The following is a 12,327-nucleotide window of genomic DNA, read 5'->3' on the forward strand; positions in this document are numbered from 1 at the left end:
TAAATGTTGCCAGTGGTGCGTCTGGCTGTCGCGCAACATTGTGGGCATGTGCTCCATTAAAAGAAGCTCCCGAGTATTTCTTCGGGAGCTTTCTTGTTGAGCCACATCCGTCAACGGCGGCCATGCGGGCAAAGCTGCCCACGAACCTACGATGGACGTAAATGCCTAGTTGGGTTTTCGCGCAATCGCTGTTGCAATTGCCTGGTAACCGTACAGCGATCCATTTTGGGCGCGTCGGTGATGTTCTGCTACCAAGGCGTTGGCTAGTTCTTTTCCTATGTCCCCGCGTTCATACATCTGCTGACTCGTTACATCCACCCAAGGGAGCATCTGTTCCGGGTTGGTAACGACGCGGCTCTCGACTCCGAATTCAGTGATTGAAAATCCGACATCCGAGATGAGCGACCGCAGTTTGGCCACTATGAACGGATCAGTCACGAACTCTCGAACGAATTCTTTCGCGCACATGTCAAGTGGATCATTTGGAAAGGCGCTGAACGTTGCCTTTGAAAAATCTACGTCGCACACAATCAGAGAGCCACCTGATTTCAGCACCCTAAACGCTTCAGCAACGAGTTCTTTCGGGTTTTCCACGTGGGTCAGAACAGTATGCATGATAACCGCATCAACGGACCCGTCGTCCACTGGCAAACTCGCCCCATCAGCTACTATGAACTCCAAGTTCGAGTAGCCGTTTCCCCTGACTTTTGCTTCTGCAACGAACCCTTTCGACGGCTCGAAGCCAATAACCTTCGAGGGGTGGGAATGTGCGGCTATCCGTCGTGTTACGGCACCCGCTCCTGCTCCGACCTCAATAACTGTGCTGTTCTCGGAAAGGCGCAGTGTTGCCAAGTATGAAGCGACAATTTCCTCCATTTTGGGGTCGGATTGCCTCTCATCCATCGAGTCCGCAAACATCTTGATAAACTCTGGACCTGCTGAATCTACGTCCTGAAATGGGTCAGTCATTCTGGTTCTCCGCCGCACTTGTCAGCGAACCATAACACAAACCGAGATACGCATTGACTTGGTCGAGTTCGGGCTCGAGCTGGCATCTACTTCGTTTGCTGAAAAGACCACGTGGCGGACAATGCTGACATGGTGGCACTTATGACCTAGGCCTCTGTAGGGGAGGTGCAAGCATGGCTGATCAGGTTGTTGGAGGCTGTAAGTGCGGCCTGGTTCGGTACAAAGGGGCGCGCGCAGACACATCGATGTTTCGGTGTCACTGTCGTGATTGCCAGCAGCTTACAGGCACGGGTCATTCTGAGATGATACCGTTGCTTGCCGAGACGTTCACAATTGGCTATGCCTGCAAGACGTACGAGTTGATCGGCGGCTCAGGTTGGCCAACATACAGCAGTTTCTGCCCAAATTGCGGGTTCCAGTTGACTCGTAGAAGCGAACGAATGAACGATAGGATATACGTTCACGCCGCTTCCTTGGATGACCCGTCGAGATACGTTCCAGAGAAATCGATCTACTCGGAAGCGGCGCGGCCTTGGGACGACGGAGTGATCAAGTCTGACCGATAAGGGCTCAAGCCTGACATTCGCTGCGGCAGCATGGCGCACACAGAAAATCTACTTTCGAGACCTGCAACATTTCCCGTAAGGGGACTGCTTCGTGGACCGATTTTTCTTTTCCATGGGGCTGGACTTGCGCGCCCATGCTGGCACTCTGACCTTCAGTCGAAAGAGAGAGGAGCAAAGATGTCCCAAATCCCGCCCGGCGGCCATGACGGCCCCTATCCGGCACCGGTCGAAGTGCGCGGCTTTGAGGTGAAGCCGGAATGGATCGACTATAACGGCCACATGAACGTAGGCTACTACGGTGTCGCCTTCGACTTGGGGCTGGAAGCGATGATGGTCGAGCATCTGGGTTTGGGCGGGATCCAGGTCGAAGCCACGGGGCAGGGGCCTTACATGATACAATCGCACCTCCACTTTCTGCGGGAAGTGCGAGAGGGAGAAAGGTTCTATTACCACCTGCGCCTGCTGGATGCGGACGAGAAACGGGGCCACTATTTCGCGCAGATGTTCTCGGAAGAGGGCGATGCGCTTTGCGCGACGCAAGAGGGGCTGTTCATCAACGTCAGCCATGAAACCGGCCGCTCGGCCCGCTACCCCGACTGGGCGGTAGCGCGTCTGGCGCGGATGGTGCAGGACCACAAGGGATTGGACCCTGCGCCGCAGATCGGTCAGCCTATCGGGATCCGCCGAAAGTAGCTCGGGCAGGTGAACGGGCCGCCGTCAGTAGTCGCGCTCGAAGAACACGCCGACACCTGTCTCACCCTGACTGTCCACCGTCCCGCGCAGTGTGATTGTGTCCGACACGTCCAGGTTCAGGTTCACCTCGGTGTCGCCGTCGATATTCACGGTAACGTCGGTGTAGAGGTTGTCGCCGACATAGGCCCCGACCCCGACGCGGCCGGCGCCGTTCTCGTCGGTGCTCACGTCAATCGTGTCCACGCCGGTCGCGTCGCGGATGCCTTTGGTGGCGTCCCCGCCCGCGCCGCTGAGCTGCGCCAGAGAGGCCGCCATCTGCGCGATGACGAACGGTGACAACTCGGAGAAACGATTGCCGAAAAGCAGCATGGCCAATGCCTCTTCGGCGGGACGTTCCGGGTCGGAGTAGATTTCCACCTTCGGGGAATCGAGGGGGCCTGCGATTTCGATGACCGCCGTACCATCAGATGTGCTGGTGGCGGACTCGAACTCGACATAAGGGGTCAGATCGCCTTGAAGGGTCACGAGGCCCTTGGTCAGTGTCAGGCGGCGGCCCAGAATGTCGATGACACCCCGTATCAACTCGATCTGCCCAGAGGGCGATACGGATCTCGTGGTGCCGCCGATATGGATGCGCCCCCCCAGCTCGGCGTTGATTCCGCGGCCACGGACAAACACGGCCTTGGGAGCCAGCAGTCCGATATCCAGCGAGATCCGTGAGGCGTTGGTTGACTTTTTCTCTTTCTCGATAAGCCCGGCTCGCTCGCGTGTGACATGGACCGCCCCCGGTTCTCCGACATGTTCAATCGGCGGAATCGGCGCCGCCCCGACGGCACCGGATGCAGCGGCAAGGTTGATGTTGGTTTCCCCGAAATCGACCTGACCGACGATCGAGCTGTTGCCGGCCAGCGCGCCGGACATGGTGATCTGCCCGTTCAAGATCGTGTCGTAAAGCAATTGATCCGTCAGAACGAGATCGTTCAGCGCAACCGAGATCTGGCCGTTGAACGGAGGGGACAGTTCCACGGGCCCTGACACGGTCAGGGTGCCGCCCGCGCGCATCCCGCCCTGCAGGGCGATTGCGGCAGAGCCATCTGCCAGAGAAACTTCTCCGTTGATTCCAGCGATCGTTTGCCCGACGGCAGGGATCGCGATGGTGGTATCCGATGTGGATATGGTGCCGCTCACCGCATCAAGGCCGGGTTCGCCCTTCAACGCGAGATCGAACCGGGCCGTGCCATCGATCTGGTTGGGCGAGATGTATTTGTTCACCACCCCGATGGCCACGGTTCCCTTGACCGCGAGGTCTGCCAGCGAAGTGCTTTCGTCGAGTGTTCCTGCCACGGTGCCATCAATCTGGGCGGGGCCTTTTGCGCTTGCCTCGATGGTCCAGACGCCATCCTCGCGCTTCGCATTTCCCGTTGCTTCGACCGAGCCGGGAAACTCGGGTGCATAGCGTTCTACCCTGTCCAGCCGGGCGTCGAAGTCAAGATCGGCGCTGCCATCCGAATTCACCGATCCGACCAGAACCGCGTAAGACGTGTCAGGGCCTTTCAGGCGCACATTTCCCTCCAGGCCTGTCGCGGTCGGAGAAACACTGCCATTCAGCTGCAGAGGACCCTTTGTCGTTGTGGAAATACGCGCGAGGTCGTCCAGCTCTGCGGCAAAGCTCAACTCGCCGGTTTCACGGCTGATCTGCCCCCGGGCATTTGCCGAAAGCGCGGTTCCGTCCAGTCGGAAGCTTCGGATGTCCACGCCTGCACTACCCCTGGCGGCGTCCAGGTTCAGGGTCGTGCGCCCTTGGATCAACGCGTCCAGCTTCGCGATGCCGGTTGTCAGATCACTTGCGTCGAGATCGGCGCGCAGATCGAACAGGCGCGACTCGCGAGTTGCATAGCCCTCGGTGCTGGCCTTTACCGAGCCTGATAGGTCCATTCCGACGAGGTCTGAGAAAAGGGACAGGTCCGGCACGTTAAGGTCCGCCTTGCCTTCGATATTCATGTCTCCGGCAAGCTCGGTTACCGTCGCGGCGACATCGGCCTGCAGTGCCGTTCCATTTATGGTCGCAGCCCGGATCACGACCTCGTCGGCTGTTTTGGCCGCGTCCAGATGAATTTCGCTTTGCCCAGCGATCAGCGGGTCGATGTCAGCGCGCCCCGTCTTCAGGTTCTGACCCTTGATGGCGACCTTGCCGTCGAAATCCAGTGTCTCGAGTGCAAATTTGCCCTCGACGCCGGCTTGGGCAGCCCCACCCAGCTCCATTCCGGCAAGACCCGAGGCCACCGAAAGGTCGGGCGCGTCGATTTCGGCAGTTCCCTCTACCGTCAGGTTGCCGCCCGGAGTGGTCACGACCGCAGCCGCCCGAGCCGTCAGGGCCGATCCGCCGATGGCAAAATTGCGGATGGTCAACCCGTCCCGTCCCCGCCGCGCATCGAGTGAAATCGTGGTTTCTCCGACGATCAGCGGGTCGATATCCGGCCGACCCGTGGCGAGGTTCTGCCCCTTGGCCTCCAGCTTTGCGTCAAAGCTGCCTTCCAACGGGGTGGCCTCGCCATCAACATGCGCCGCGACCGATCCCGCCAGATCCGTTTTCGCCAGTCCAGAGAAGCGCGAAAGATCCGACGCCTCAAGCGATGCGGTCCCATCGACATGAAATCCGCGGTCCAGACCGTCGATCGTGGCATCGGCTTCGAGGGCATAATCGGTCCCCACCAGTTCCAGCCCGGCAACCTCAAGCGTGCCATCGTCTCGCAGTCTGAACTGGCCGTCCAGAGAAATCCGGCTCCCGAGCGCCGAGTTCAAATTCGGATCGGCCATTTCGACACCGCTGGCGGCGAGTTGTAGATCGCCCCCCAGCTGCAATGTCTCGCCTTGTTGCAGCGTCCCCTGTGCCGTGAGCAAGGCGTGGTCCAGCTGTATGTCGGGCGAGCGGTAGTCGTCCGCCGTCACGCTGACATCCCAGGTATTGCCGGTTGCCTGGTCGAACAGGCCCGAGACCTGGGCCGCGCCGACCGAGGTTTGCCCGCCGGCAACCGGCAGCACGACGCTTTCACCTGCAGGCGGGGTCACGCGGGCCTGAAGGGCGGCTTTCTCAAGCGTGCCAGCAGCCAGCCTCACCTCGCCTTCCAGTTTCAGCGCGTCCGAGGTGATGTCCGCGTCAGATACGACGATCAGCCCGTCCGGGCCGGTTCGGCCATCCACGAACAGCCGGGTTTCAGTCCCGAAAAAGGCATCGAGGTCAGCGGCCAGAAACGGCGTCACGTCTCCGCTGACATCACCGGTGAAGGCGATCCCCTTCGCCTCTTCGCTCCCGCCAGCAAGCGACGCCTCGCGCAGGCGCACCTGTCCGGCGATCCGTTCGGTTTTGTCGGTGCTCACCGAGATGTCGGCGGTGAAGTCGGTGACCGGCCCTTCGCCTTTGGCGGTCACTTGCAGCGAGGGTTGGTCCGGTATCCTGAGGGCTGTCGAAATCAGCCCACCGGCTTGTTCGTTCACCTGCAGGTCCAGTTCGATCTGGCTGCTTTCGTTCTGGAAACGGGCGGTCATGCCGATCGTGTCTCCGGGGCGATCCAGACGAGTGACACCCAGATTGGTGTCAAGTGTGCCGTCTGCCAGCACGAGCGCCCCGTTGACACCCAAGTCGGCGGCCAGGCCGATCACTGGTTCGTCCAGGACAAGGTGATCAACTCGGATTTCCCCGATCTCGATCGCCACTGGCAGTTCGGGCAATTGGAATGGCTGGGTTTCCGCGGAGGGCAAAGGCTCTTCGGCCGTGGTTTTCCCCGGCGTGCGCGCGATCAGGATTTCCTCGGCGGCCAGCGCATTCACCGAAAACCGTCCACGGATCAATGCAAGGCGGTTCCAGTCCAACTCGGCGTTTCGGATGGTCAACCACACGCCCTCGTCGTCGGCCACCGAGATCTCTTCGATGGTTGCGCGTGCACTCAATGCGCCTTGAAGCCCCTTGACCGACACGTTGCGCTGGTCGCCGGACAACGTGTTCTCCAGGAAGTCGATCAGCAGGCCACCGCCTTCCTCCTCGTTCTCCTGAGCAAGGGCAGGCGGAGCAACCGCCATCAAGACGATCAGGAGTGGATATGCGATCCGGCGTGTCAAAATGCTTGCCCGATGCCGATGTAGAACTGGAACCCTTCGCCGGTGTCTCCCTGAACGGGAAAGGCCAGATCGACGCGGATCGGCCCGAACCCGCCCAGATCATAACGCGCCCCCAGACCGGCCCCGGCGTGAAATTCTGCATCGCTGCCGATGAACGCCGAGGTGTCCACCGTTCCGAAATCATAAAACCCCACGAGCGACAGCTTGTCGGTCACCCGCCCGCGAACCTCGCCGGACAGACCAAGGAATGAGCGTCCGCCTGCGACGCCTGTTCCGACCGGGATGCCGAGGCTTTCGAAGGGCTGGCCGCGAACCGTCCCGGCACCGCCCGAGAAGAACAGGAAATCCGGTGTGACGCCGTCCGCCGGCGGGCCGATGACCGACCCCAGTTGAACCCGTCCGGCCAGCACGAGGCGACCGCCGGTTCCCAGATCCCAGTAACCGCGCCCGTCAAAGAACAGCCGAAGCCCGTGGTCGGTCCCCGAGAACCCCAGAAACGGCATGATCTGCGCATCCAGGTAGTACCCGCAGGTGGCGCTGATCTTGCTGTCGCGCTGGTCCCATTCCGAGCGGAACGGAACGATCAGGTAGTTGAATTTCCTTTCCGAGCCATAGGCGTCGTCCGAGTTCGAGAAATAGAGCCCGCCATAGGCCTCGGCATAGAGCCGGTCCGAGAACACCCGCCTTGCACCATAACCCACGGTGGCAATGCTGACGTTGTAATGCGTGGTGTTCCGGCGCTCGAGAAATGCCGTGTAGAACGTGCTGTCGTCCGGTCCGAGGCGATCGGGCTGATCCATGCGAATCCCGAACCGGCCATCGATGTCCTCGGTGCCCCCGATATTCCGGATGGTTGCCTCGAACCGGAACCTCTGCGCCCGCCTTGCCACGTTGCGATGCGTCCAGGTGGTGCTGATATCCAGTCCTTCGAGAGAGGACAGCGTGGCACCGAATGTCAGGCGCCGCTTGGGCAGATCCTCGAAGGTCGCATCAAAATCCAGCGATCCATCGGGGTTCGGCGTTTCATGCTCGACCAGAGTCACCACGTTGAATGTGCCCGTGCGGCGCAAACGGGTTCCGACTTGCTTGGCCTTGTCGGGGGAATAGACCTCGTCGGTGGGAAACCCGGCAATCTTCTGGATCGACTCGGGGCGGACATCCGTGCCGCCCTGGATGTGCATTGTGCCGAAGGTCAGTCGCGGGCCGGGATGAAGGTCGATCTCGGCATCCAGCCGCGCCTGCGCGTGGCGCGCGGTGATCCTCTGACTGCCGACTTCGGCCTTGGCGTGGCCTGCCTCTTTCCACCCCTGCACTCCGGCGCGGGCCGCGTCCTGCAGAACGCCTGTCGTGGCGGGTTTTCCCGTGGCGAACTCTTCGGGCAGTTCGGTTCCGGCTGCCACTGGGGCGACGATTGCCGTGCCGAAGGTAAAGGTCGGCCCCGTCTGGACGGTGATCGTGGCGCGGTTGATCTGGTTCGGCAGATTCAGCGTGTCGATCTCTGCCGCTTCCCGTCCGTCCAGGCGGATGCTGACGACCGGGCTGAAATAGCCCTCATCATAGAGGATTTGCACCAATGTCCGATAGTCGGAAGAGGCGGCAGACAGGATTTCGATCGGTGTATCCAGCCCCCGCGCGTCCGCGGTCATGACAGAGGACGTTTCCGTCATGCGTTTGACCAGATCCGGCGGCGCTCCGGGTGCGGACAGCACGGTTTCCAGGGCGAGCGCCGATTGCGGGACCAAGGCAGTCAAAAGAGCGGCGGCCCAAGCCTTTGCTGCTCTCGCTGGCCCACTCGTCGACATGACACGGCTCCAATCTGCCTCAACTTTCAACTGGTACCCGCTGCCTGTAATTTTCACGGCTCCATGCGTATGAGTTAGACCAGCAGATTGATCCGATGAAAAGTTTTTTGACCGGGCACGGGCAGAATCGCTGCTGCTTGAGGCGGCTTGGGCACGCTCGGGTCAGAGGTCGGCGTTGCGATACCAACGGGTGATCGCCGCGCGGTCCTCAGGCCCCATGACGGTGACATTGGCGGGCGGCGCGGCATCGACCATGACCGCGTGACTGAATTCGCCGAGGCCTGCCGTCAGGTCGAGCGAATCGCCGAGATCCGCCTGCGGGATCTGTTGCCCTCATGAGCCGGAAAGTCCTCATCGAGCCGATCTCGGCCGCGGCCTTTGCGCCGTTCGGAGACCTGATCGACACTTCGGGCGAGCCGGACAAGATCATCAACCGGGGCCAGTGCGGGCGCTATCACGATCGCGCCCGTCTCGACTTTGCCGATGGCCGCGCCGGTCTCAGCCTGTTCGACGCCAACCCGCGCGCGTTGCCCCACCGGCTGGAGATGGTCGAGCGGCACCCTGAGGGCAGTCAGGCGCTCATCCCGATGACCTATCAACCGTTCCTGGTGATTGTCACCCCTGATGACGGCGGTCGGATCGCCCTCGTGCCTTCGTAACCGAGGCAGGGCAGGCCGTGAACTACCACCGCGGAACGCGGCACGGGGGTCTGACCCCGCTGCGCGCGCCGGGGCTTTTCGCGGTCGTCGACCGGATCGGCGAGGGCGCCAATCTCGAGGAATATTGGTTCGACCAGCCTTGCGAAGTTCTGGCGGGCTGACCCGAGTCGCTCAGTTGCCGACCATCAGCCGGGCAACATCCAGCATCCGGGCCGAAAAGCCCCATTCGTTGTCATACCAGCCAAAGACGCGAACCTGCCGGTCGCCGGTCATGCGGGTCTCGGGGCCGGCGATGATCAACGACTCGGGCCGGGCGCGCAGATCGGATGAGACCAGCGGCTGATCGGTCCAGCCCAGCACCGGTGAGGCCTTGGCCGCCTTTCGCAGCGCCTTCTCGAACGTCTCGGGACTCGTGCCGCGCTCGAGCTGCACCACCAGATCCACCGCGGACACGCTGGCCGTGGGCACCCGCACCGCCGCGCCAGAGATGCGGCCAGCCAGATGCGGCAGAACTTCGTCGATCAGATGCGTGGCGCTGGTGGTCGTGGGCACCATCGACAGGGCACCGGCGCGCGACCGGGCCAGATCGCCGCGCGGGGCGTCCACCATGGGTTGGCTGTTGGTATAGCAGTGGATCGTAGTCATGTGCGCTGAGGCGATGCCGCCGATCTCGTCGATCACCTTGGCCAGCGGCGCCAGCGCATTGGTGGTGCAGGACGCATTCGACACGATCCGGGCATTGCCCAACTGATCCTCGTTCGCACCCAGCACGATGGTGGTTTCCGCAGCCGGTGACGGCCCCGATATCAGCACCTTGCCCGCGCCTGCCGTCAGCCCTCGGCTTGCCACGTCAGAGGTCCGGGCAACGCCGGTGCAATCCAGCAGCACGTCCACTTCGGACAGGTCCACACGCGCCAGATCGGGGCTGTGGGTGACGGGAATCGAGCGGCCGTCAACGATCAGAACCTCGTTTCCTGCCGCGACCTTGCCCGGGTAGGGGCCGAAGGTGCTGTCATACTGGAACAGATAGGCACAGGTTTCGAGCGGCGCGATGTCGTTGATCTGCACCAGCTCGATATCCGTTTCCCGGGGCAGAGCGAGAACCTGCCGCAGGATCGTGCGGCCGATACGGCCGAATCCGTTGATTGCGAGTTTCATGCGCAAGCTATGGCAGGGAGGCCTGACGACCTCAATGCCCGTCGCGCCAGCAAATCAGTTGCAAACGACCTGCGAGAAGAACTGGCCGGAAATGTTCTGGTACATGCTGGACCGGATCACCGTGCAGCCGGTCGCCTGCTGAATGGCGGCGATGGCTTGGGTGGTGCGCAGGCGCGGCGGCGGTCCGAACGGATTGAGGTTGTTGTTGTCGCGCGTCGCGCGATAGACAACCGGCTCGTCCGACACCTGGGTCACGGCCCAGGTCCGGCTCATGACATTAACCGTTTTCGTTTCTTCCTTTGCCATGACCGGGCTCGCGCTGGCGGTTGCAAGAGCGGCCAATACAGCAAGTATCGTCATCGTTCTGTGGGGGTTCATCGAACAATCTCCAGTATCACTCAAATCTCTGGATGGATTTGAGCAGAAACCGGGCGTTCTGTGAAGTGCTGCGTCTCGGGGACGAGTTTTCATCGGATTTTCCCGGTCAACGGCGCGCGATCGAAAGCGGCATGTGGCGGTTCACGTCCTTGTAGAGAAGATAGCGAAACCGCCCCGGACCGCCGGCGTAACAGGCCTGCGGGCAGAAGGCACGCAGCCACATGTAATCACCTGCCTCGACCTCGACCCAGTCCTGGTTGAGCCGATAGACCGCCTTGCCTTCCAGCACGTAAAGCCCGTGTTCCATCACGTGGGTCTCGGCGAAGGGGATGACGCCGCCGGGTTCGAAGGTGACGATGGTGACATGCATGTCATGCCGCAGATCCGCCGGATCGACGAAGCGTGTGGTGGCCCATCGTCCCTCGGTTCCGGGCATTGGCGTCGGGGTGATGTCCCGTTCGTTGGTGACGATCGGGTCGGGGACGGGCAGGCCGGGCACCGCCTCATAGGCCTTGCGGATCCAGTGAAAACGGGCCACCGGGCCGGCACGGTTGTGCAGGGTCCATTCGCTGCCGGGCGGGATGTAGGCATAGCCGCCCGGCTCCAGAACATGCAGGTTGCCGCCGATGGTCAGGGTGACGGCGCCCTCGACGACAAAGATGACCCCCTCGGCCTCGGGGTTGGTTTCCGGGCGGTCGCTGCCGCCGCCGGGCTGAACTTCCATGATGTATTGCGAGAAGGTCTCGGCAAAACCGCTCAAGGGGCGCGACAGAACCCACAGCCGGGTGCCTTCCCAGAAGGGCAAAAAGCTTGTCACGATATCGCGCATCGTGCCTTTCGGGATTACCGCATATGCCTCGGTGAACATGGCGCGGTCGGTCAGCAGTTGTTCCTGCCCCGGATGCCCGCCGGTCGGCGCATAGTATGAGGGGTTCGTCATCGGGTGCCTCTTTGCTTTCTTCCGGCAATATGCGCGGTAAGTCGGGACGCTCCTAGCGGCGGGGGGCGGATAGGTTTGTTCGGGATTATTTGAAGATTGCGCCAAGCGTTTGGACAAACGGCAAGCAAGGCGATAGCCTTGCGGGAAAATGACTTTCAATGACGTGAGGAAGACATGAGGGTTTGGGTCTGTTCATTCTTGATGGGGCTGACCGTTCTTGGAGCGGCGCCCATGGGGCAGGCCAAGCCGCTGTCCCGAATCGTCGCCGAATTGGGGCTGAGCCCGGCGGACTTCGAGATGCAGAGCGCGGCGGCGGCCTCGCTTTTCGCCAAGGGCCGGCCGGCAGCAGGGCAAGAGGCCTCTTGGTCGAACCCGGATACCGGATCGAAAGGCACGGTGCGGGTGCGGGAGATGCGCGGGGATTGTGCCCACCTGCAACATATCATCGTGCCCGCGGGCAGCGGCGAGAGCCGGGAAATCCGGACGCGCCGGTGCCTCGATGCCAGCGGAAACTGGATTCTGACGCCTTGAGATACCCATGCTGCCAATAACGTTTTGACCGCGCAGAATAATCCTCTATTCAGAGTTCATGAGCCCCGATGAGCGCGGCCCACCCGCGAACAGGGCGCGCAATCAATTCAAAGGACACAGGGACCTGAGGGGAAGAAGGCCATGAAATACACCGAAGAACATGAATGGCTTGAGGCTGACGGCGACGTGGTGACGGTGGGTATCACCGCGCATGCGGCGGAACAGCTTGGCGAAGTGGTTTACGTCGAATTGCCCGAAGTGGGCACCGAGGTCAGCAAGGATGACGAGATCGTGGTGATCGAGTCCGTCAAGGCCGCGTCGGATATCCTCGCCCCTCTGGATGGCGAGATCGTCGAGGTCAACGAGGTGCTGACCGACAATCCCGGCCTGGTTAACGAGGACCCGACCGGCGACGCGTGGTTCTTCAAGATCAAGGCATCGGACCTGTCCCCGATGGACGACTACATGGACGAGGCCGGATACAAGGACTTTATCAGCTGACTTTCCCGGGCATC

11 protein-coding genes and 1 pseudogene are annotated in these 12,327 nt (G+C 61.6%); 6 read left to right on the forward strand and 6 right to left on the reverse strand.

The features are described from left to right. Nucleotides 1–165: 165 nt before the first annotated feature. The gene (locus AVO45_RS07680) at nucleotides 166–969 is read right to left on the reverse strand and encodes a class I SAM-dependent methyltransferase (RefSeq protein WP_068345601.1); all 804 of its coding nucleotides are present in this window, start codon (nucleotides 967–969) and stop codon (nucleotides 166–168) included. Nucleotides 970–1,142: 173 nt separating this feature from the next. Between AVO45_RS07680 and AVO45_RS20195 the strand changes: the two genes are divergently transcribed. Continuing rightward, nucleotides 1,143–1,535 carry a GFA family protein gene (locus AVO45_RS20195; RefSeq protein ID WP_082688719.1) on the forward strand — a complete coding sequence of 131 codons (393 nt, stop codon included), beginning with the start codon at nucleotides 1,143–1,145 and terminating at the stop codon, nucleotides 1,533–1,535. A gap of 177 nt (nucleotides 1,536–1,712) precedes the next feature. Continuing rightward, nucleotides 1,713–2,228, forward strand: coding sequence for a thioesterase family protein (locus AVO45_RS07685; protein ID WP_068345604.1), 516 nt, complete (start codon nucleotides 1,713–1,715; stop codon nucleotides 2,226–2,228). Nucleotides 2,229–2,252: 24 nt separating this feature from the next. On the opposite strand, the gene AVO45_RS07690 is transcribed toward AVO45_RS07685, so the two are convergent. Beyond that, nucleotides 2,253–6,305 carry a translocation/assembly module TamB domain-containing protein gene (locus AVO45_RS07690; protein ID WP_068346658.1) on the reverse strand — a complete coding sequence of 1,351 codons (4,053 nt, stop codon included), beginning with the start codon at nucleotides 6,303–6,305 and terminating at the stop codon, nucleotides 2,253–2,255. A 35-nt stretch (nucleotides 6,306–6,340) separates the two neighbouring features. Further along, complete coding sequence (locus tag AVO45_RS07695) at nucleotides 6,341–8,146, reverse strand: autotransporter assembly complex protein TamA (protein ID WP_068345605.1); 1,806 nt, start codon at nucleotides 8,144–8,146, stop codon at nucleotides 6,341–6,343. Between the two features lie 335 nt (nucleotides 8,147–8,481). Here AVO45_RS07695 and AVO45_RS07700 point away from each other — a divergent pair. Further along, nucleotides 8,482–8,966, forward strand: a pseudogene (locus AVO45_RS07700) (ureidoglycolate lyase). 10 nt (nucleotides 8,967–8,976) lie between these two features. Here AVO45_RS07700 and AVO45_RS07705 read toward each other — a convergent pair. Beyond that, on the reverse strand, nucleotides 8,977–9,963 hold the full coding sequence (locus AVO45_RS07705) for a type I glyceraldehyde-3-phosphate dehydrogenase (RefSeq protein ID WP_082688721.1): 987 nt from the start codon (nucleotides 9,961–9,963) through the stop codon (nucleotides 8,977–8,979). 54 nt (nucleotides 9,964–10,017) lie between these two features. Continuing rightward, nucleotides 10,018–10,236, reverse strand: a complete 219-nt coding sequence (locus AVO45_RS07710; protein WP_240482096.1) for a hypothetical protein — start codon at nucleotides 10,234–10,236, stop codon at nucleotides 10,018–10,020. Between AVO45_RS07710 and AVO45_RS20025 the strand changes: the two genes are divergently transcribed. Further along, nucleotides 10,235–10,405 (forward strand): hypothetical protein, encoded by a 171-nt coding sequence (locus AVO45_RS20025; RefSeq protein ID WP_240482097.1) that lies wholly within the window; start codon nucleotides 10,235–10,237, stop codon nucleotides 10,403–10,405. The two genes, AVO45_RS07710 and AVO45_RS20025, sit on opposite strands and share 2 nt — an antisense overlap. 42 nt (nucleotides 10,406–10,447) lie before the next feature. On the opposite strand, the gene AVO45_RS07715 is transcribed toward AVO45_RS20025, so the two are convergent. After that, the gene (locus AVO45_RS07715) at nucleotides 10,448–11,281 is read right to left on the reverse strand and encodes a bifunctional allantoicase/(S)-ureidoglycine aminohydrolase (protein WP_068345612.1); all 834 of its coding nucleotides are present in this window, start codon (nucleotides 11,279–11,281) and stop codon (nucleotides 10,448–10,450) included. Between the two features lie 174 nt (nucleotides 11,282–11,455). On the opposite strand from AVO45_RS07715, the gene AVO45_RS07720 reads away from it, so the two are divergent. Beyond that, on the forward strand, nucleotides 11,456–11,812 hold the full coding sequence (locus tag AVO45_RS07720; RefSeq protein ID WP_068345614.1) for a hypothetical protein: 357 nt from the start codon (nucleotides 11,456–11,458) through the stop codon (nucleotides 11,810–11,812). A 141-nt stretch (nucleotides 11,813–11,953) separates the two neighbouring features. After that, a complete protein-coding gene (gene gcvH, locus AVO45_RS07725; protein ID WP_068345616.1) occupies nucleotides 11,954–12,313 on the forward strand; it encodes a glycine cleavage system protein GcvH in 360 nt (119 codons plus the stop codon). Nucleotides 12,314–12,327: the final 14 nt, after the last annotated feature.

The sequence above is a fragment of the Ruegeria marisrubri genome, from assembly GCF_001507595.1.
GTDB lineage: Bacteria > Pseudomonadota > Alphaproteobacteria > Rhodobacterales > Rhodobacteraceae > Ruegeria > Ruegeria marisrubri.

Excerpts from the sequence above, each read along its gene's own strand:
- AVO45_RS07705 (WP_082688721.1), bottom strand. The coding sequence starts at position 9,963 with ATGAAACTCGCAATCAACGGATTCGGCCGTATCGGCCGCACGATCCTG.
- AVO45_RS07680 (WP_068345601.1), bottom strand. The coding sequence starts at position 969 with ATGACTGACCCATTTCAGGACGTAGATTCAGCAGGTCCAGAGTTTATC.
- AVO45_RS07695 (WP_068345605.1), bottom strand. The coding sequence starts at position 8,146 with ATGTCGACGAGTGGGCCAGCGAGAGCAGCAAAGGCTTGGGCCGCCGCT.
- AVO45_RS07720 (WP_068345614.1), top strand. The coding sequence starts at position 11,456 with ATGAGGGTTTGGGTCTGTTCATTCTTGATGGGGCTGACCGTTCTTGGA.
- gcvH (WP_068345616.1), top strand. The coding sequence starts at position 11,954 with ATGAAATACACCGAAGAACATGAATGGCTTGAGGCTGACGGCGACGTG.
- AVO45_RS07685 (WP_068345604.1), top strand. The coding sequence starts at position 1,713 with ATGTCCCAAATCCCGCCCGGCGGCCATGACGGCCCCTATCCGGCACCG.
- AVO45_RS07715 (WP_068345612.1), bottom strand. The coding sequence starts at position 11,281 with ATGACGAACCCCTCATACTATGCGCCGACCGGCGGGCATCCGGGGCAG.
- AVO45_RS07710 (WP_240482096.1), bottom strand. The coding sequence starts at position 10,236 with ATGAGCCGGACCTGGGCCGTGACCCAGGTGTCGGACGAGCCGGTTGTC.
- AVO45_RS20195 (WP_082688719.1), top strand. The coding sequence starts at position 1,143 with ATGGCTGATCAGGTTGTTGGAGGCTGTAAGTGCGGCCTGGTTCGGTAC.
- AVO45_RS07690 (WP_068346658.1), bottom strand. The coding sequence starts at position 6,305 with ATGGCGGTTGCTCCGCCTGCCCTTGCTCAGGAGAACGAGGAGGAAGGC.
- AVO45_RS20025 (WP_240482097.1), top strand. The coding sequence starts at position 10,235 with ATGACATTAACCGTTTTCGTTTCTTCCTTTGCCATGACCGGGCTCGCG.